General features: G+C 57.4%; 16 protein-coding genes. 13 read left to right on the forward strand and 3 right to left on the reverse strand.

Annotated elements, in window-relative coordinates; genetic code table 11:
- Positions 1–82: 82 nt before the first annotated feature.
- Positions 83–4219, forward strand: a complete 4137-nt coding sequence (rpoB, locus tag ACR3E7_RS16580) for a DNA-directed RNA polymerase subunit beta (protein WP_480505913.1) — start codon at positions 83–85, stop codon at positions 4217–4219.
- A gap of 50 nt (positions 4220–4269) precedes the next feature.
- Positions 4270–8511: a DNA-directed RNA polymerase subunit beta' gene (rpoC, locus tag ACR3E7_RS16585; RefSeq protein WP_480505911.1), complete on the forward strand. Its 4242-nt coding sequence runs from the start codon at positions 4270–4272 to the stop codon at positions 8509–8511.
- Between the two features lie 106 nt (positions 8512–8617).
- Here the strand turns inward: rpoC and ACR3E7_RS16590 are convergent, their stop codons facing one another.
- A complete protein-coding gene (locus tag ACR3E7_RS16590) occupies positions 8618–9541 on the reverse strand; it encodes an adenylate/guanylate cyclase domain-containing protein (RefSeq protein ID WP_480505909.1) in 924 nt (307 codons plus the stop codon).
- 159 nt (positions 9542–9700) lie between these two features.
- On the opposite strand from ACR3E7_RS16590, the gene ACR3E7_RS16595 reads away from it, so the two are divergent.
- Positions 9701–10570 carry a DMT family transporter gene (locus tag ACR3E7_RS16595; protein ID WP_170783012.1) on the forward strand — a complete coding sequence of 290 codons (870 nt, stop codon included), beginning with the start codon at positions 9701–9703 and terminating at the stop codon, positions 10568–10570.
- On the opposite strand, the gene ACR3E7_RS16600 is transcribed toward ACR3E7_RS16595, so the two are convergent.
- On the reverse strand, positions 10555–11361 hold the full coding sequence (locus ACR3E7_RS16600) for a putative rhamnosyl transferase (protein ID WP_480505907.1): 807 nt from the start codon (positions 11359–11361) through the stop codon (positions 10555–10557). The two genes, ACR3E7_RS16595 and ACR3E7_RS16600, sit on opposite strands and share 16 nt — an antisense overlap.
- Before the next feature lie 398 nt (positions 11362–11759).
- Here ACR3E7_RS16600 and rpsL point away from each other — a divergent pair, with 398 nt between their 5' ends.
- Genes rpsL through tuf form a run of 4 tightly spaced genes read left to right on the forward strand, consistent with a single transcriptional unit; the run spans position 11760 to position 15989 of the window.
- Positions 11760–12131: a 30S ribosomal protein S12 gene (gene rpsL / locus ACR3E7_RS16605; protein ID WP_005621086.1), complete on the forward strand. Its 372-nt coding sequence runs from the start codon at positions 11760–11762 to the stop codon at positions 12129–12131.
- Positions 12132–12146: 15 nt separating this feature from the next.
- Positions 12147–12617, forward strand: a complete 471-nt coding sequence (gene rpsG / locus ACR3E7_RS16610) for a 30S ribosomal protein S7 (protein WP_039529242.1) — start codon at positions 12147–12149, stop codon at positions 12615–12617.
- 18 nt (positions 12618–12635) lie between these two features.
- On the forward strand, positions 12636–14753 hold the full coding sequence (fusA, locus tag ACR3E7_RS16615; RefSeq protein WP_170774631.1) for an elongation factor G: 2118 nt from the start codon (positions 12636–12638) through the stop codon (positions 14751–14753).
- 60 nt (positions 14754–14813) lie between these two features.
- A complete protein-coding gene (gene tuf, locus ACR3E7_RS16620; protein WP_170356932.1) occupies positions 14814–15989 on the forward strand; it encodes an elongation factor Tu in 1176 nt (391 codons plus the stop codon).
- A gap of 107 nt (positions 15990–16096) precedes the next feature.
- On the opposite strand, the gene ACR3E7_RS16625 is transcribed toward tuf, so the two are convergent.
- Positions 16097–17290 carry an alpha/beta hydrolase gene (locus tag ACR3E7_RS16625; protein WP_480506006.1) on the reverse strand — a complete coding sequence of 398 codons (1194 nt, stop codon included), beginning with the start codon at positions 17288–17290 and terminating at the stop codon, positions 16097–16099.
- 111 nt (positions 17291–17401) lie between these two features.
- On the opposite strand from ACR3E7_RS16625, the gene ACR3E7_RS16630 reads away from it, so the two are divergent.
- From ACR3E7_RS16630 to ACR3E7_RS16655, 6 genes are all read left to right on the forward strand, one after another.
- On the forward strand, positions 17402–17611 hold the full coding sequence (locus ACR3E7_RS16630; RefSeq protein ID WP_480506004.1) for a hypothetical protein: 210 nt from the start codon (positions 17402–17404) through the stop codon (positions 17609–17611).
- 230 nt (positions 17612–17841) lie between these two features.
- Positions 17842–18156, forward strand: a complete 315-nt coding sequence (rpsJ, locus tag ACR3E7_RS16635) for a 30S ribosomal protein S10 (protein ID WP_008756422.1) — start codon at positions 17842–17844, stop codon at positions 18154–18156.
- An 18-nt stretch (positions 18157–18174) separates the two neighbouring features.
- Positions 18175–18900: a 50S ribosomal protein L3 gene (rplC, locus tag ACR3E7_RS16640; protein WP_008758167.1), complete on the forward strand. Its 726-nt coding sequence runs from the start codon at positions 18175–18177 to the stop codon at positions 18898–18900.
- Positions 18897–19514, forward strand: a complete 618-nt coding sequence (gene rplD / locus ACR3E7_RS16645; protein ID WP_480506002.1) for a 50S ribosomal protein L4 — start codon at positions 18897–18899, stop codon at positions 19512–19514. Before rplC ends, rplD begins: the two co-directional genes overlap by 4 nt.
- The gene (locus ACR3E7_RS16650; RefSeq protein WP_008757532.1) at positions 19511–19807 is read left to right on the forward strand and encodes a 50S ribosomal protein L23; all 297 of its coding nucleotides are present in this window, start codon (positions 19511–19513) and stop codon (positions 19805–19807) included. The genes rplD and ACR3E7_RS16650 overlap by 4 nt, the downstream gene beginning before the upstream one ends.
- On the forward strand, positions 19804–20436 hold the full coding sequence (locus ACR3E7_RS16655) for a hypothetical protein (RefSeq protein WP_480506000.1): 633 nt from the start codon (positions 19804–19806) through the stop codon (positions 20434–20436). The genes ACR3E7_RS16650 and ACR3E7_RS16655 overlap by 4 nt, the downstream gene beginning before the upstream one ends.
- Positions 20437–20485: the final 49 nt, after the last annotated feature.

Here is a 20485-nt window from a genome sequence, read left to right on the forward strand (position 1 = left end):
GGACGTGTCGTCTCGATTGTGCAAGATGCCGGGGCCCGACGGTGTCTTTGCCCGCTGAGAACATCGAAAGGTGACATCTGACATGGCTCAAACGTTCCTTGGCCAGAAACGTCTTCGTAAATATTACGGCAAAATCCGCGAAGTTTTGGAAATGCCGAACCTCATTGAAGTCCAGAAATCTTCATATGATCTTTTCCTGCGCTCCGGCGATGCAGAACAGCCCACAGACGGCGAAGGCATCAAAGGCGTGTTCCAGTCGGTTTTCCCGATCAAGGATTTCAACGAAACCTCCGTGCTGGAGTTCGTGAAATACGATCTGGAAAAACCCAAATATGACGTCGAAGAGTGCATGCAGCGCGACATGACCTACAGCGCGCCGCTGAAGGTTACTCTGCGTCTGATCGTGTTTGATGTCGATGAAGACACCGGCGCCAAGTCGGTCAAAGATATCAAGGAACAGGACGTGTTCATGGGCGACATGCCCCTGATGACACCGAACGGAACGTTCATCGTGAACGGCACCGAGCGTGTAATCGTCAGCCAGATGCACCGCTCGCCCGGTGTGTTCTTTGACCACGACAAGGGCAAGACCCACTCGTCCGGTAAACTGCTGTTTGCCTGCCGCATCATCCCGTATCGCGGCAGCTGGCTGGACTTTGAGTTCGACGCCAAGGACATCGTGTTCGCCCGTATCGACCGTCGCCGCAAGCTGCCTGTGACCACCCTGCTGTACGCACTGGGTCTGGATCAGGAAGCGATCATGGACGCGTATTACAACACCGTGTCCTACAAGCTGGACAAGAAGAAAGGCTGGGTCACGCCGTTCTTCCCAGAGCGTGTGCGCGGGACCCGTCCGACATACGACCTGATCGACGCGAAATCAGGTGAAGTGATTGCCGAAGCGGGCAAGAAAGTCACGCCGCGCGCCGTGAAGAAGCTGATAGACGAAGGCAACGTCACCGACCTGCTAGTTCCCTTCGACAACATCGTCGGCAAGTATGTCGCAAAGGACATCATCAACGAAGAAAACGGCGCGATCTATGTCGAAGCCGGTGATGAGCTGACTCTGGAATACGACAAGGACGGCGACCTGATCGGTGGCACCGTCAAGGACCTGATGGATGCGGGCATCACCGACATCCCGGTTCTGGACATCGACAACGTTAATGTCGGTCCCTACATGCGCAACACTATGGCTCAGGACAAGAACATGAGCCGCGAAACCGCGCTGATGGACATCTACCGCGTCATGCGTCCGGGTGAGCCGCCCACCGTCGAAGCGGCCTCGGCCCTGTTCGACACGCTGTTCTTCGACAGCGAGCGCTATGACCTGTCCGCTGTTGGCCGCGTGAAAATGAACATGCGTCTGGCACTGGACGCGCCTGACACTCTGCGTACCCTGCGCCGCGAAGACATCGTGGCCTGCATCAAGGCGCTGGTTGAGCTGCGTGACGGCAAAGGCGACGTGGACGATATCGACCACCTCGGCAACCGTCGTGTGCGCTCGGTGGGCGAACTGATGGAGAACCAGTACCGCGTCGGTCTGCTGCGCATGGAGCGCGCGATTAAAGAGCGTATGTCGTCAGTCGAGATCGACACCGTCATGCCTCAGGACCTGATCAACGCGAAACCGGCTGCGGCTGCTGTTCGTGAATTCTTCGGCTCGTCGCAGCTGTCTCAGTTCATGGACCAGACCAACCCTCTGTCTGAAGTCACCCATAAACGCCGCCTCTCGGCGCTTGGCCCCGGTGGTCTGACACGTGAGCGTGCAGGCTTTGAAGTGCGCGACGTTCACCCGACCCACTACGGCCGGATGTGCCCGATTGAAACGCCTGAAGGTCCGAACATCGGTCTGATCAACTCGCTGGCCACCTTCGCCCGCGTGAACAAGTATGGCTTCATCGAAACGCCCTACCGCGTCGTTAAAGACGCCGAGGTGACCGATGAGGTTCACTACATGTCCGCGACCGAGGAAATGCGTCACACCGTGGCGCAGGCGAACGCGACTTTGGATGCGGATGGCAAGTTCATCAACGATCTGGTGTCGACCCGTCAGGCCGGTGACTACACCCTTGCCCCGCGCGAGAATGTTGACCTGATCGACGTGTCGCCGAAACAGCTGGTGTCGGTCGCTGCATCGCTGATCCCGTTCCTTGAAAATGACGACGCCAACCGCGCTCTGATGGGCTCGAACATGCAACGTCAGGCGGTTCCGCTGCTGCGGGCCGAGGCACCGCTGGTTGGTACCGGCATTGAGGAAAAGGTTGCGATTGACTCGGGCGCTGCGATTCAGGCGAAACGCGCCGGTATCATCGACCAGGTCGATGCCCAGCGTATCGTTATCCGCGCGACTGAGGATCTGGAACTGGGCGACGCTGGCGTTGACATCTATCGTCTGCGCAAATTCCAGCGTTCGAACCAGAACACCTGCATCAACCAGCGTCCGCTGATCAAGGTGGGTGACACTGTCCAGAAGGGCGAGGTTATTGCTGATGGTCCGTCGACCGATATGGGTGAACTGGCCCTTGGTAAGAACGTGGTCGTCGCGTTCATGCCCTGGAACGGCTACAACTACGAAGACTCGATCCTGATCAGTGAACGTATCGCGCGTGACGACGTCTTTACCTCGGTCCATATCGAGGAATTCGAAGTCGCCGCCCGTGACACCAAGCTGGGTCCGGAAGAGATCACCCGCGACATCCCGAACGTCGGTGAAGAAGCGCTGCGCAACCTCGACGAGGCGGGCATCGTTTACATCGGCGCGGATGTTGAACCGGGCGATATTCTGGTCGGCAAGATCACTCCGAAGGGCGAAAGCCCGATGACCCCGGAAGAAAAGCTGCTGCGCGCCATCTTTGGTGAAAAAGCATCTGACGTGCGCGACACCTCGCTGCGCGTGAAGCCGGGCGATTACGGTACGGTCGTTGAAGTCCGCGTCTTCAACCGTCACGGCGTCGAGAAAGACGAGCGTGCGCTGCAGATCGAGCGTGAGGAAGTCGAACGTCTGGCCCGTGACCGGGACGACGAGCTGGCGATCCTGGACCGCAACATCTATGCGCGTCTGCAAGGTCTGATCCTGGGTAAAACCGCTGTCAAAGGCCCGAAAGGCGTCAAGGCAGGGTCGGTGATCACCGAGGAGCTGCTGGAAACCCTGACCCGTGGTCAGTGGTGGCAGCTGGCGCTGGAAGGCGAACAGGACGCACAGATCGTCGAGGCTCTGAACGAGCAGTACGAAGTGCAAAAGCGTGCTCTGGACGCTCGTTTCGAGGACAAGGTCGAGAAAGTCCGCCGTGGCGACGACCTGCCGCCGGGTGTGATGAAAATGGTCAAAGTCTTCATCGCCGTGAAGCGCAAGCTGCAGCCGGGCGACAAGATGGCCGGTCGTCACGGGAACAAAGGTGTGATCTCCAAGGTTGTTCCGATGGAAGACATGCCGTTCCTGGCCGATGGTACGCCGGTTGACTTCTGTCTGAACCCGCTGGGTGTGCCTTCGCGTATGAACGTTGGTCAGATCCTTGAAACCCACATGGGTTGGGCCGCGCGCGGTCTGGGTCTGAACATCGACGACGCTCTGGGTGAATACCGCCGGTCCGGCGATCTGACCCCGGTACGTGAGGCAATGAAACTGGCCTATGGCGAGGATGTCTACGAAGAAGGCATCACCGGTCTGGACGAGGATGGCCTGATCGAGGCTGCTGGCAACGTGACCCGCGGTGTTCCGATCGCCACCCCGGTCTTTGACGGAGCCAAAGAGGCAGACGTCAACGACGCGCTGGTGCGTGCGGGCTTCTCGGAAAGCGGTCAGTCGGTTCTGTTCGACGGTCGTACCGGTGAGCAATTCGCACGTCCGGTGACCGTGGGCATCAAGTACCTGCTGAAACTGCACCACCTGGTGGACGACAAGATCCACGCGCGTTCGACCGGGCCGTACAGCCTGGTTACCCAGCAGCCGCTGGGTGGTAAGGCGCAGTTCGGTGGTCAGCGCTTTGGTGAGATGGAGGTCTGGGCTCTGGAAGCTTACGGCGCCGCCTACACCCTGCAGGAGATGCTGACGGTGAAATCGGATGACGTCGCCGGCCGGACCAAGGTCTATGAGTCGATCGTCAAGGGCGAGGATAACTTTGAAGCGGGCGTACCGGAATCGTTCAACGTTCTGGTTAAAGAAGTCCGTGGCCTCGGCCTGAATATGGAACTCCTGGATGCGGAGGTTGAGGAGTAAGGGCGCTGCCCTTTCTCCCGTCCCCCCTTCCGCAAGATTTGAGGTAACAAATGAACCAGGAAATCACCAACAACCCGTTCAACCCGCTGACGCCCCCGAAGGTCTTTGACGAGATTAAGGTCTCGCTGGCGTCGCCCGAGCGGATCCTGTCTTGGTCCTATGGCGAGATCAAGAAACCCGAAACCATCAACTACCGCACGTTCAAGCCTGAACGTGACGGCCTGTTCTGCGCGCGTATCTTTGGCCCGATCAAAGATTACGAATGTCTGTGCGGCAAATATAAGCGGATGAAATATCGCGGCGTTGTCTGCGAGAAATGCGGTGTGGAAGTCACCCTGCAAAAAGTCCGCCGTGAGCGTATGGGCCATATCGAACTGGCCGCGCCCGTTGCGCATATCTGGTTCCTGAAATCGCTGCCGTCCCGCATCGGTCTGATGCTGGACATGACGCTGCGCGATCTGGAACGCGTTCTGTACTTTGAAAACTACGTCGTCATCGAACCCGGTCTGACCGACCTGACCTATGGCCAGATGCTGACTGAAGAAGAGTACATGGACGCGCAAGATGCCTATGGCATGGACGCGTTCACCGCCAATATCGGTGCCGAAGCCATCCGTGAGATGCTGGCCCAGATCGATCTGGAAGCCGAAGCCGAGCAGCTGCGCGCTGATCTGGCCGAAGCAACCGGCGAACTGAAGCCCAAGAAGATCATCAAGCGTCTGAAGGTTGTTGAATCCTTCCTTGAGTCGGGCAACCGGCCCGAGTGGATGGTGATGACTGTGATCCCGGTCATTCCACCGGAACTGCGTCCGCTGGTTCCGCTGGATGGTGGCCGTTTCGCAACGTCGGATCTGAACGATCTGTATCGCCGTGTCATCAACCGGAACAACCGTCTGAAGCGTCTGATCGAGCTGCGCGCACCTGACATCATCGTCCGCAACGAAAAGCGGATGCTGCAGGAATCCGTTGACGCTCTGTTCGACAACGGCCGTCGTGGCCGCGTGATCACCGGCGCCAACAAGCGTCCGCTGAAATCGCTGTCGGACATGCTGAAAGGTAAGCAGGGTCGCTTCCGTCAGAACCTTCTGGGTAAGCGCGTCGACTTCTCGGGCCGTTCGGTCATTGTGACCGGTCCGGAGCTTAAGCTGCACCAGTGTGGTCTGCCCAAGAAGATGGCGCTGGAGCTGTTCAAGCCGTTCATCTACTCGCGCCTTGAAGCCAAGGGTCTGTCTTCGACCGTGAAACAGGCGAAGAAACTGGTCGAGAAAGAGCGTCCCGAAGTTTGGGATATCCTCGACGAGGTGATCCGCGAACACCCTGTCATGCTGAACCGTGCGCCAACGCTGCACCGTCTTGGCATTCAGGCGTTCGAGCCGGTCCTGATCGAAGGCAAAGCGATCCAGCTGCACCCGCTGGTCTGTTCGGCCTTTAACGCCGACTTCGACGGTGACCAGATGGCCGTTCACGTCCCGCTGAGCCTTGAGGCGCAGCTGGAAGCGCGTGTTCTGATGATGTCGACGAACAACGTTCTGTCGCCTGCAAACGGCGCGCCGATCATCGTTCCGTCGCAGGATATGATCCTGGGTCTGTACTACGTGACTCTGGAACGCGAAGGCATGCCGGGCGAAGGCAAGGTCTTTGGCTCGATCGAAGAAGTTCAGCACGCGCTGGACGCGGGTGAGGTGCATCTGCACTCGAAAATCACCGCGCGGATCACGCAGATCGACGACGAGGGCAACGAAGTTCAGAAGCGTTATGAAACCACTCCGGGCCGTCTGCGTCTGGGTGCCTTGCTGCCGATGAACAACAAGGCGCCGTTCGAGTTGGTCAACCGCCTGCTGCGGAAGAAAGAAGTGCAGCAGGTGATCGACACCGTCTACCGTTACTGCGGTCAGAAAGAGTCGGTCATCTTCTGTGACCAGATCATGTCGATGGGCTTCAAAGAGGCGTTCAAGGCGGGCATCTCGTTCGGTAAGGACGACATGGTCATTCCGGGTGACAAGTGGGGCATCGTCGATGACACCCGCAATCAGGTGAAAGACTTTGAACAGCAGTACATGGACGGCCTGATCACTCAGGGCGAAAAGTACAACAAAGTTGTCGATGCCTGGTCGAAGTGTAACGATCGCGTGACTGAGGCGATGATGAGCACGATCTCGGACGTCGCCAAGGCCGAAGACGGGTCGGATCAAGAGCCGAACTCGGTCTACATGATGGCCCACTCGGGTGCGCGTGGCTCGGTCACTCAGATGAAACAGCTGGGCGGTATGCGCGGCCTGATGGCCAAGCCGAACGGTGACATCATCGAAACGCCGATCATCTCGAACTTTAAAGAAGGTCTGACCGTTCTCGAGTACTTCAACTCGACCCACGGTGCCCGTAAGGGTCTGTCGGATACCGCTCTGAAGACGGCGAACTCGGGGTACCTGACCCGTCGTCTGGTGGACGTGGCGCAGGACTGTATCGTGCGTGAGATCGACTGTGGCACCGAGCGTGCAATCACAGCCGAAGCAGCCGTGAACGACGGTGAGGTTGTTGCCTCGCTGGCCGAACGTGTGCTGGGCCGTGTGGCGGCTGACGATGTTCTGCGTCCGGGCACCGATGAGGTGATCGTCGCAGCAGGTCAGCTGATCGACGAACGTATGGCCGACACCATCGACGAGGCCGGTGTTGCGTCGATGCGCATCCGTTCGCCTCTGACCTGTGAGTCCGAGGAAGGCGTCTGTGCAACCTGCTATGGTCGTGACCTTGCACGCGGCACCATGGTCAACACGGGTGAAGCTGTCGGCATCATCGCCGCGCAGTCGATCGGTGAACCCGGTACTCAGCTGACTATGCGGACCTTCCACATCGGTGGTGTTGCGCAAGGTGGTCAGCAGTCGTTCCAGGAAGCCAACCAGGAAGGTGTTGTTGCGTTCGAGAACCCGCAGATTCTGATCAATGCCGCAGGCGAAAGCCTGGTCATGGGCCGGAACATGAAGCTGGTTATCAACGACGAACACGGCGAAGAGCGTGCCAGCTTCAAGCTGGGTTACGGATCCAAGCTGTTCGTCAAGGATGGCGCAACCGTTTCCCGTGGCGACAAGCTGTTCGAATGGGATCCGTACACTCTGCCGATCATCGCCGAGAAAGCCGGTACTGCGAAATACGTTGACCTTGTTTCGGGCCTTGCTGTCCGCGACGAGACCGACGAAGCAACCGGTATGACCCAGAAGATCGTGATCGACTGGCGCGCGGCCCCCAAAGGCAGCGACCTCAAGCCCGAGATCATTCTGGTCGGTGAAGATGGCGAACCAGTCCGCAACGACGCGGGCAACCCGGTTCACTATCCGATGTCGGTGGATGCGATCCTGTCGGTCGAAGACGGTCAGACCGTCGAAGCCGGTGACGTTGTCGCGCGTATCCCGCGTGAAGGTGCCAAGACCAAGGATATCACCGGTGGTCTGCCGCGTGTGGCCGAACTGTTCGAAGCCCGCCGTCCAAAAGACCACGCGATCATCGCAGAAGCCGATGGTTACGTGCGCTTTGGCCGCGACTACAAGAACAAGCGCCGCATCAGCATCGAACCGGCGGACGAGTCCATGGAGACCATCGAATACATGGTGCCCAAGGGCAAGCACATCCCGGTCGCCGAAGGGGACTTCATCCAGAAGGGTGAATACCTGATGGACGGTAACCCGGCTCCGCACGACATCCTGTCCATCATGGGTGTCGAAGCGCTGGCGGATTACATGATCGACGAGGTGCAGGACGTGTATCGTCTGCAGGGCGTGAAGATCAACGATAAGCACATCGAGGTTATCGTGCGCCAGATGCTGCAGAAGTGGGAGATCCTGGATTCAGGCGACACCACCCTGCTGAAAGGCGAGCATGTCGACAAGCAAGAGTTCGACGCGGCCAACGAGAAGACCATCGCCCGCGGTGGTCGTCCGGCACAGGGCGAACCGATCCTTCTGGGGATCACCAAAGCCTCGCTGCAAACGCGTTCGTTCATCTCGGCGGCGTCGTTCCAGGAAACCACTCGTGTCCTGACCGAAGCTTCGGTTCAGGGCAAGAAAGACAAGCTGGTTGGCCTGAAAGAGAACGTCATCGTCGGTCGTCTGATTCCCGCCGGTACCGGTGGTGCCACTCAGGCCGTGCGTCAGGTCGCCCAGACCCGCGACAACGTCGTCATCGAAGCCCGCCGGGAAGAGGCCGAAGCCGCCGCTGCTCTGGCTGCGCCGCTGATCGATGACGACATGGTCGGGGATGAGCTGGACATCGTGGTCGACGCCCCCGAAAGCCGCGAATAAATCAAGAAAATAGAGAAGTAGAAAAGGCCTCTGCAAAATTGCAGGGGCCTTTTTGCCCTCTGGGGTCAAGGGCAAACGCGTCGGGCTGGAAGGCGACAGACTTCATTCAAACGCGCAAAACATACGCTTTAACGGGATCAGCCTTGCCTTTGAGGTTAAATGTACGTTGTTCGGCTATCTCAGGCTTACTGGTTAGATGTTCAGAGAAGGCTTCGGAATAAACCAGTTCCCGCGGTCCGGCTTCTGCTTGAAAGCGGGCGGCTATGTTCACAGTGTCACCAACCGCCGTGAAGTCTTTGGCTGCACCGGTCTGGATTGAACCCACGTTTGCAGTTCCCAGTGTCATGCCAACCCCGACATCAAGTGGCAGCTTACCTTTGTCCAAGCCCGCCACCAACCTTTTTGCGGCTGCCAGCATCTTGTCTGCCGTGTGCTCACTTAGTGAGGGCAATGGCACGGGGTAGATCGCCATAATCTGATCGCCGATATATTCCACAATCGCGTCATCGCGGGTGATTTCTTGCGTCGCGATCTCGTAGAACTGGGTTAACACGCGGGTTACCTCGTCAGGGGCATGAGATTCAGACCAGGCCGTAAAACCTCGAAGATCGGCGAATAGAATTCCGACCTCAAGATTGATGGTTACGGCAGGCAAAGCTGCGAAACAGCTTTGGCAAAAGTTGGGATTTTTGGAGGAAGGTTTGATGCCCAGGGCTTTCCCCAATCCTTCAAACGGCACAAGGCAAAATCGACAACGGGGTGAAGACGGCAAAAACCGTGTAATTGCACGGACCCGACCAACAAATCCCGTCATGCACAGATTCAGGATAAGCGGATTATCGTCCGAAGAAAGTCTGCTGACGATCCAAGCGTCGTGGTTATAGATATACCATACGAATGCAGCCGTCAGAAGGATGCACAGCAATGCTCCGAGCAAAACTGAGTAGAGAACGGCCGAGATAATCGAGAGCGTTAGAATGATAACGCCGACAGAGATTGCTCCGATTTCAAACAGACGAGCGTTCCGCATTACGAGGCACCGGTTTGAACAAAAGCAGTATACATTATTTTCCAGTTTCTAGGTGTTTTGTTCTTTCGCATATCGTCGATGGGTTGGCGGAAAGACGTCTTGACAAGAACTGACGTGATCTTGCCAATGTCTTCTATTTGGAAGTTTTGGAAACTTTGGATGACCCCAAACATAAAAGGCGCCCTACTGATGATGGGCAGTATGGCGGCCTTTACCATCAACGATACGCTGATCAAGCTGGCAGGGGCCGAGGTGCCTCTGTTCCAGATGGTGGCCATGCGCGGGGTATTGGCGACGGTTCTTGTGTATCTTATGGCGCGCAACCTGGGGGCGCTGCATTTGCACTTCCCGCGACATGACAAGTGGCTGATCGGTGCGCGTAGCCTGGCCGAACTGTCGGCCACGTTCTTTTTCCTGACCGCTCTGCTGCATATGCCGCTTGCCAATGTGACGGCGGTCTTGCAGGCACTGCCGCTGACCGTGACTTTGGGCGCGGTTCTGTTTTTTCGCGAACAGATCGGGTGGCGGCGCATTCTGGCTATCGGGATGGGGTTTGTGGGGATGCTGCTGATCGTCCGACCAGGTCCGGAGGGGTTTAGCATCTATGCGATTTACGCACTGATCGCCGTGATCTCGGTCACGGTGCGGGATCTAATCACGCGGCGCATGTCCAGTGAAGTGCCGTCGCTGGTTGTGACGCTGGCCACAAGCGTCACCATCACCGTTTCGGCCTCGATTGCGACCGTATCAACAGGTTGGGTGCCAGTTTCGCCCGGAGCGGGCGTGATGGTGGGGACGGCGGCAGTGTTTGTACTGATGGGCTATCTGTTCAGCGTCATGGTTATGCGCGAGGGCGATGTGGGGTTCATCGCGCCGTTTCGTTACTCCAGCTTGCTTTGGGCCCTGGGTTTGGGTTGGGTCGTGTTCGGAGACTGGCCAGACGCTGTAACCATGGCAGGTGCCGCGCTGGTCGTGGGTGCCGGGCTTTTCACCCTATTCCGTGAGCGGGCAGTTCACCCGCCCGAGTGAACCCGACGCACGGCGTCCTGATCGATGGCAAAGCGGGCGATGAACTCGCCCTCTTGTTCGGGGGTCAGGGGGGCAAGCTGAGTGTTGCTTTTGCGGGCATGGGGTGAATCGTTGAACGAATTCAGCGTGCGCACCCACATCGGCGCGTCTGGATAGCTGATCACCGGCATGTAGTTACCGATCCGGTGATGCCCAAAATTCATGATTGTCAGATCACTTCCACCCCGCACGTACATGGCAAACCCGATCCCCAGCAGCGGTTGAAACACCTGCGCGGCGTGAATGCCCTCGGGCCCGAACCGTGCCAGAAACCCTTGGTTATAGTCGATGGCAACCGTTTTGTGGTTGCGCATCAGCGCGCCGCCTTCGTCAGCGGCGATACGTAGCCGTTCGACGAAATCCACCGACACGGCGTCGTCATCATCATGCCGGAATTGGATGCAGGGCATGTTGGGATCGTGACGTGCGGCGTTCAGGATCTCTTTCATCACCCGGCGGTGGCGCATGGGGCGACGGGCGATGATCTGCACCTGCTTCATGCCTGTGGTCAGGTCGTGCAGCCGATCAAAGGCGGGTTTCGGTAGGCAATCCCCGATCACGATGAGCAATTGGAAATCCTCATCCGTCTGTTCGCGCAGACAGGGCAGGGTGGTGGTTTCGAACAGGCGAAACCTCTCTTCCAGCCGGGTAGGGTGGTAGAGATAGGCGCGCCGTTCCACGATCGTGTCATGTTCGACCTGAAAGCCGCCATGGGCGGGGTAGGAAAAGCGGCACAGGCCGATGATTTGCATGGGTCATCCGTAGTGCGTGGCGTTGTGGCTGACTATGCCCCTGCGGTCGCGAACTCGCAACGGTCAGCAGTACTGGCGGCCGACAATCGGACCGGATATATCAGCGCAAAGCGGCCTGTCGTGCGGTGGGTCCGGTGTACTGTTGACACTTGCGCCGACTCCCCCTATTACGCGCCCATCTCGGTACCGGGGGCCGCCCCAAAACCGATCTCAGTAATGGACTGGTCAAGACCCGGACAATTTTGCAGTTCGCGTCCTCTGATAACCAACCGCGACGTTCACCTCGGAATGGGAACGCTCGCGGGTTTTGCGCTTGTGGACGCATGAGCGCAGCAAAGTTTAACCGCACGCAATGCGCGTGCATGTCATGTGTGTTGCAAAACGGGGAAGAAACCGGAATGCCAACTATTCAACAGCTGATCCGCAAACCGCGGCAGCCCAAAGTAAAACGCTCGAAGTCCATGCACCTGGAGCAGTGCCCGCAGAAACGCGGCGTCTGCACCCGTGTGTATACCACCACACCGAAAAAGCCGAACTCGGCTATGCGTAAGGTTGCCAAAGTGCGCCTGACCAACGGGTTCGAGGTCATCTCGTACATCCCCGGTGAAAGCCACAACCTGCAGGAGCACTCGGTTGTTCTGATCCGTGGCGGCCGTGTAAAAGACCTTCCCGGTGTGCGTTACCACATCCTGCGCGGTGTTCTGGATACTCAGGGCGTCAAAGACCGTAAGCAACGTCGTTCGAAATACGGCGCGAAGCGTCCCAAGTAAGAAGGAGAGGCTGATATGTCACGTCGTCACGCCGCCGAAAAACGCGAAGTCCTGCCTGACGCCAAATTTGGCGACAAGGTTCTGACCAAATTCATGAACAACCTGATGATCGACGGCAAGAAGTCGGTCGCAGAGCGCATCGTTTACAACGCGTTTGACCGCGTTGAGAACAAAATCAAGCGCGCACCTGTCGAAGTGTTCCACGAAGCGCTCGACAACATCAAACCGTCGGTCGAGGTTCGCTCGCGCCGGGTTGGTGGTGCAACCTATCAGGTTCCGGTCGAAGTACGCCCCGAGCGCCGCGAAGCACTGGCCATCCGCTGGCTGATCACCGCCGCGCGCGGTCGCAACGAAAACACCATGGAAGAACGCCTCGCCGGTGAGCTGCTGGACGCTGTACAGTCCCGCGGTACTGCCGTGAAGAAGCGCGAAGACACCCACAAGATGGCCGAGGCGAACAAAGCCTTCAGCCACTACCGTTGGTAATCCAGAGGCTTATCCAAAATGGCACGCGAATATCCGCTCGAACTATACCGTAACTTCGGTATCATGGCGCACATCGACGCAGGTAAGACCACCTGCTCGGAGCGTATCCTGTATTACACTGGTAAATCTCACAACATCGGTGAGGTGCACGATGGTGCAGCCACCATGGACTGGATGGAGCAGGAGCAGGAACGCGGCATCACCATCACTTCGGCTGCGACCACCACTTTCTGGGAGCGCACCGAGGACGGTAAAACCGCCGATACCCCTAAGCACCGCCTGAACATCATCGACACCCCCGGCCACGTTGACTTCACCATCGAAGTTGAGCGTTCGCTGGCGGTTCTCGACGGTGCCGTCTGCGTTCTGGACGCAAACGCCGGTGTTGAGCCCCAGACCGAAACCGTGTGGCGTCAGGCTGACCGCTACAAGGTTCCGCGTATGGTTTTCGTCAACAAGATGGACAAGATCGGCGCAGACTTCTTCAACTGCGTTCGCATGATCGAAGACCGCACCGGCGCACGCGCTGTTCCGGTTGGTATTCCGATCGGCGCCGAGTCCGAGCTGGAAGGTCTGATCGACCTGGTCACCATGGAAGAATGGCTGTGGCAGGGCGAAGATCTGGGCGCAAGCTGGATCAAAGCTCCGATCCGCGACAGCCTGAAAGACATGGCTGACGAATGGCGCGGCAAGATGATCGAAGCGGCCGTCGAAATGGACGACGACGCGATGATGGAATACCTGGAAGGCAATGAGCCCGACGTTCCGACCCTGCGCGCCCTGCTACGCAAAGGTACTCTGGACATCGCGTTTGTTCCGGTTCTGGGTGGTTCGGCGTTCAAGAACAAAGGCGTTCAGCCTCTGCTCAACGCTGTGATCGACTATCTGCCCAGCCCGCTGGACGTTGTTGATTACATGGGCTTCAAACCCGGCGACGAGGAAGAAGTTCGTGACATCGCCCGTCGTGCTGATGACGACATGGCCTTCTCGGGTCTGGCGTTCAAAATCATGAACGACCCCTTCGTTGGCTCGCTGACCTTCACCCGGATCTACTCGGGCACCATGAACAAGGGTGACTCGATCCTGAACTCGACCAAAGGTAAGAAAGAGCGCATCGGTCGTATGATGATGATGCACTCGAACAACCGGGAAGAGATCGAAGAAGCGTTTGCAGGCGACATCATCGCGCTGGCGGGTCTGAAAGACACCACCACCGGTGACACCCTGTGTGACGCGAAGGATCCGGTGGTTCTGGAAACCATGACCTTCCCCGATCCGGTGATCGAGATCGCGGTTGAGCCCAAAACCAAGGGCGACCAAGAGAAGATGTCCCAGGGTCTGGCCCGTCTGGCCGCCGAAGACCCGTCCTTCCGTGTGGAAACTGACCTGGAATCCGGTCAGACCATCATGAAGGGCATGGGCGAACTTCACCTGGACATCCTGGTTGACCGTCTGAAGCGCGAGTTCAAGGTTGAAGCGAACATTGGTGCACCGCAGGTGGCCTATCGTGAAACCATCTCGATGCCGGTTGAACACACCTACACCCACAAGAAACAGTCGGGTGGTTCGGGTCAGTTCGGTGAAGTTAAGCTGGAAATCCAGCCGACCGAGCCAGGCGAAGGTTATTCGTTCGAAAGCCGCATCGTTGGTGGTGCCGTTCCGAAGGAATACATCCCGGGTGTTGAAAAAGGCATCAACTCGGTCATGGATAGCGGCCCGCTCGCTGGCTTCCCCGTGATCGACTTCAAGGTTGCCCTGCTGGACGGTAAGTTCCACGACGTTGACTCGAGCGTTCTGGCGTTCGAAATCGCGGCCCGTATGTGTATGCGTGAAGGCATGCGCAAAGCTGGCGCGAAACTGTTGGAACCGATCATGAAGGTCGAAGTGATCACTCCGGAAGAATATACCGGCGGTATCATCGGCGACCTGACCTCGCGTCGTGGCCAGGTGTCTGGTCAGGAACCGCGCGGCAACGCGATCGCGATCGATGCGTTCGTTCCGCTGGCGAACATGTTCGGCTACATCAACACTCTGCGTTCGATGTCGTCGGGCCGTGCCCAGTTCACCATGCAGTTCGATCACTACGATCCGGTTCCGCAGAACATCTCGGACGAGATCCAGGCGAAATACGCATAACCAAAGATTTGAGGGAGTCCGGTTCACGGGCTCCCTTCATTACCGAAAAAGGAGGCCATCATGGCAAAGGAAAAGTTTGAGCGTACAAAACCGCACGTCAACATCGGCACGATCGGCCACGTTGACCATGGTAAAACCACGCTGACCGCAGCGATCACCAAGTATTTCGGTGACTTCAAAGCGTATGACCAGATTGACGGTGCGCCGGAAGAGAAAGCGCGCGGTATCACCATCTCGACCGCCCACGTGGAATACGAGACCGAGAACCGCCACTATGCGCACGTTGACTGCCCCGGCCACGCCGACTACGTCAAGAACATGATCACCGGTGCTGCCCAGATGGACGGCGCGATCCTGGTTGTGAACGCCGCTGACGGCCCGATGCCGCAAACCCGCGAGCACATCCTGCTGGGCCGCCAGGTTGGCATCCCGAAGATGGTCGTGTTCATGAACAAAGTTGACCAGGTTGACGACGAAGAGCTGCTGGAACTGGTGGAAATGGAAATCCGCGAGCTGCTGTCTTCGTACGAATACCCCGGCGACGATATTCCGATCGTTGCAGGTTCGGCTCTGGCCGCGATGGAAGGCAACAACCCTGAAATCGGCGAAGAGAAGATCAAGGAACTAATGGCGGCCGTTGATGAGTATATCGACACCCCCGAGCGCGCTGTTGACCAGCCGTTCCTGATGCCGATCGAAGACGTGTTCTCGATCTCGGGCCGTGGTACCGTTGTGACCGGTCGTGTTGAGCGTGGCGTGATCAACGTTGGCGACGAGATTGAAATCGTCGGCATCCGCGACACTTCGAAAACCACCTGCACCGGCGTTGAAATGTTCCGCAAGCTGCTGGACCGCGGTGAAGCGGGCGACAACATCGGCGCGCTGCTGCGTGGTGTTGACCGTGACGGCGTTGAGCGTGGTCAGGTTCTGTGTAAGCCGGGTTCGGTTACACCGCACACCAAGTTCGAAGCCGAAGCCTATATCCTGACCAAGGAAGAAGGCGGTCGTCACACTCCGTTCTTCGCGAACTACCGTCCTCAGTTCTACTTCCGTACAACTGACGTGACCGGCACCGTGACCCTGGCGGAAGGCACCGAGATGGTCATGCCTGGCGACAACGTGTCGTTCGGCGTTGAGCTGATCGCGCCGATCGCGATGGAGCAGGGCCTGCGCTTCGCGATCCGCGAAGGCGGCCGCACCGTCGGCGCCGGCGTTGTGTCGAAAATCACTGAATAATTCGCGCAAGCGAATGATCAGACAGAAAGGGCGTCCCTCGGGGCGCCCTTTTTGTTTGAAATAACGTTGCGGAAACAACAGATACTTCTGCCGATGACTTGTTGTTTCTAGTTGTTTGGGACTTCAACAAAATCGCGGATACTGGCGATCATTCTCGTGAAATCTGGTTCGGCCTCAAAGAGCAAGTGGTTCGGGCTGTTCAATTGCACGAATAGTGCATTTGGAATTTTGGACGCCAGCAATTTTCCCTCGGAAAGTGGGGCAACTGCATCTCTATCACTGTGGATGACTAATGTTGGCACGGTGACCTGTGGCAAAAGACCGGACACATTAATATCGTCAAAAAGCGCCCGAAACTGCGCGATGTTTTCCGCAGGGCCACACAGCTTTTGAAACTCGTTGAACCATTGCGTTTCCTCTTTGGTCGCGTCCGGCATGAACATCGTAGTCAGAATCTGTCGTATCGCGGGGTTGTCGTTTCCCCAACTGGTACGGATAAGTTGTACGAGGGCCTCGCTTTCTTCAAATTCCATCCTGTTGCCACGTTGTCTTCGCCCACGTGGATATCCACCGCTAAGGATCAGGTGTGAAATTCGCGAAGGGTGGCGGAGTGCGTATGCGACAGACACAGATGCGCCTTGCGACAATCCCAGTATTGCGACTTTTTCAAAGCCGTAAGCGTCGACCACCACTTCCATATCGTCGACCATTCGGTCGAAACTAATGTCAACATTGGCCCATTGCGACAGGCCGTTGCCACGCTGATCATACCGAATGACAGAAAAATTTTGCGACAAGTGTCGAATATAATCGCCATACGCTGGATTCTGCCAGTCTTGTTCCAGATGTGTCATCCAACTCCCGGAAATTAGCAATGGGTAACCCTCACCCGATGCCGTGTGTGCGATGGATGTGCCGTCATATGATTGGCAGAACTTTACTGTCGGCAATGTGTCCGGTTGAAGATTTCGGCGTCGGTGAAATGAAGGTCTGTCTTCGCCAGACTGAACAGAGATCTGACCGATCAAACGGAAACCGCGCCGCCCCACCGTTTCTATGTATTGCGAGTCTTTAGCCTTGTCGCCAAGCGCTTTTCGAATTTCAAAAATATACTCTCGTACCAGATCTGGGCTCACGTTCAGGTCTTTCCAGACTGCGTGAAGTATCTCCTCGCGAGACAACACAACGCCGGGTTTGGCTACCAAAAGAGCTAATATATCGGTCGCCTTCGGAGACAGCGACGCATTTCCCTGTTCCGATGACAGTTTGCCATCGTTCAGATTCAGCACCCATTGCCCCATGCACGCCTCCAATGCGATCTCTCAAACTCAACGATAAAACAACGATAAGTCAACGGCATCGGTTCTCTGCCAAGGGTAAACTGAATTGCGAGATCAATCAGGATAAAAACGATGCCACACATCTCGACGAACAATTCGAGCCGAAACCTGACAATTAGTGAGAGTACCACGAAAGCCGAGGCGGCAGTATTGGTGCAACAACTTGCAACCCAACTGGAAGAGGAAATTTGTCTGGCGTTGTTGGAAGGTAATGTTGCCTTGGCACAGCGTTTGGCCTTGCCACAAGCTCGATTGAAACAGCTGGGACAGGTTCTTCAATAGATGCTTCTGTTTCGAAATTTGCTTCCCGCTGGGAATCGCTGTTACTGATAGGCATACCTTATGGGCTTGGGTCAATTACCCCTTGCCAAACCACACCAACCCCACTAATACGCGCGAGTTCTCACTAAGAACATCAAGGCGGGGTGATTCCCGCCTTTTGGGTTCGAAGAGGGTTGGCGATGCGCGTCTGTCCTCCTCTCAACCTCAACGCCTGATAAAAGGCTGTATCTATGCAAAGCCAAAACATCCGTATTCGGCTGAAGGCATTTGACTATCGCGTTCTGGATGCCAGCACGCAAGAGATCGTCAACACTGCCAAGCGGACCGGCGCGAACGTGCGCGGCCCGATCCCGCTGCCGAACAAGATTGAGAAGTTCACGGTTCTCCGTGGCCCTCACGTTGACAAGAAATCCCGCGACCAGTTCGAGATCCGCACGCACAAGCGTCTGCTCGACATCGTTGATCCGACCCCCCAGACCGTTGACGCGCTGATGAAGCTCGACCTCGCTGCTGGTGTGGACGTCGAGATCAAGCTGCAGTCGTAAGATCGGAGGGTATAGATTATGCGCTCTGGTATTATCGCAAAAAAAGTCGGCATGACCCGCCTGTTCATGGAAGACGGCAAGCAGATCCCTGTGACCGTTCTTCACCTGGACAACTTGCAGGTTGTTGCACAGCGTACCGCTGACAAAGACGGCTACACCGCTGTTCAGCTGGGCGCCGGTGCTGCCAAGGCAAAACGCACCTCGAAAGCCATGCGCGGTCACTACGCCGCTGCCAAGGTTGAGCCCAAGCGTAAGCTGGCCGAGTTCCGTGTGTCGGAAGATGGCCTGATCGATGTGGGCGCCGAGATTTCGGCAGAACACTTCCTGGAAGGTCAGAAAGTTGACGTTTCGGGTACCTCGATCGGTAAAGGCTTTGCCGGTGCGATGAAGCGCTGGAACTTTGGTGGTCTGCGCGCCTCGCACGGTGTTTCGATCAGCCACCGTTCGCACGGTTCGACCGGTCAGTGTCAGGACCCGGGCAAGGTATTCAAAGGCAAGAAGATGGCCGGTCACATGGGTGCTGCCCGTGTTACCACCCAGAACCTGGAAGTCGTCAAAACCGACGCCGACCGGAACCTGGTCTTCATCAAAGGCGCCGTTCCCGGACCGAAATCGGGCTGGGTCACCGTCAAGGACGCCGTGAAGAAGAAAGCACCGGAAGGCCTGCCTTTCCCGGCTGCTGTGAAATCGGCTGCAACCGAAGCACCTGCGGAAGAAGCTCCCGCGGAAGGTGGTGAAGCATGAAACTTGATGTAATCAAACTGGACGGCGGCAAAGCCGGCGACATCGAGCTGAACGCCGATCTGTTCGGTCTCGAGCCGCGCGCGGACATCCTGCACCGTGTGGTCCGTTGGCAGCGCAACAACGCGCAGGCCGGCACCCACAAGGTAAAGACCCGTTCGGAAACCAGCTACTCGACCAAGAAGATCTATCGTCAAAAGGGCACCGGTGGCGCACGCCATGGTGACCGCAACGCGCCGATCTTCCGCAAGGGTGGTATCTACAAGGGCCCGACCCCGCGTTCGCACGGCCACGACCTGCCCAAGAAGTTCCGCAAGCTTGGCCTGCGCCACGCTTTGTCGGCCAAAGCCAAGGCAGGTGAACTGGTTGTGATCGAGAACGCCGAAGCCGAAGGCAAGACCGCCGCTCTGGCCAAACAGGTTGCAAACCTGGGCTGGAAACGCGCTCTGGTCATCGACGGCGCGTCCGTGAACGAAGGGTTCCTGAAAGCGTCCAAGAACATCGAAGGTCTGGATATCCTGCCGTCGATGGGCGCAAACGTCTATGACATCCTCAAGCGTGACACTCTGGTGCTCACCAAAGCGGCTGTCGAAGCACTGGAGGCTCGTCTGAAATGAGCGCGAAGGCAGAACACTACGACGTGATCCGCAAGCCGATCATCACTGAAAAGTCGACCATGGCGTCTGAAAATGGCGCGGTTGTCTTTGAAGTGGCGATCGACAGCAACAAGCCGCAGATCAAAGAGGCCGTTGAGGCGCTGTTTGGTGTGAAGGTCAAAGCGGTGAACACCACCGTGACCAAAGGCAAGGTCAAGCGGTTCCGCGGCCAGCTGGGTCGTCGGAAAGACGTCAAAAAAGCATATGTGACCCTGGAAGAGGGCAACACAATCGACGTGAGCACCGGTCTTTGATCCGACGCTTACTGCGACTATTCACGGCCTCGGCGGTTCAACCCGCCGGGGCCGATTTCGTTTCAGACCCTGAAACTGTGCGTGCGCAGGTGCTGGAGCAGATGCGGGCGTTCAGTGCCGAGCCCTATTTCCAGATTGCCGATGAGAAGCTAGGGCTGCTGTCGGTGTTCGATGATCTGAAATACGACCGGGCAGATGTGGACATGATCTCTCCGGCGATGCGTCACCATGTGGTCGGCAAGCTTGGCCCCTTGGGCTTCCGGCAGACCTCCGGCACCGTGCTGGAGCACGCCGAGGCCGATATGCGGGTGCATATCCCTAAGTTCCACGCACTCGGCGCGTCGCCTTTCGACATTGTGCGCTATACCGAGAAACGCCCGCAGGACTACTGTCTGCTGACGCCCACACAGGTGGCCTGTCAGTACGTGGATCACTATGAGTTGGACGACGCGGTGCAGCGGATCGAAGAGCTGATTGCGAAGCACCCGATCAACCTGCTCAAACTGGCGGATTATCTGGAAGGCAAACCCAAACACCGCGCCTTTCGCGAGGTGCTGGGGCATATCAAGCTCAAGCAGCGGATCGCGGTGGAGTCCGAGCCGCTGTGCCGCAGGCGGTCTTTGGGGTGAGCTGTTGTCGCAGGGAAAGATGAAAAGGGTTTCTGAACGGCGAGCCTTG

This window comes from Ruegeria sp. BK1 (assembly GCF_056535645.1).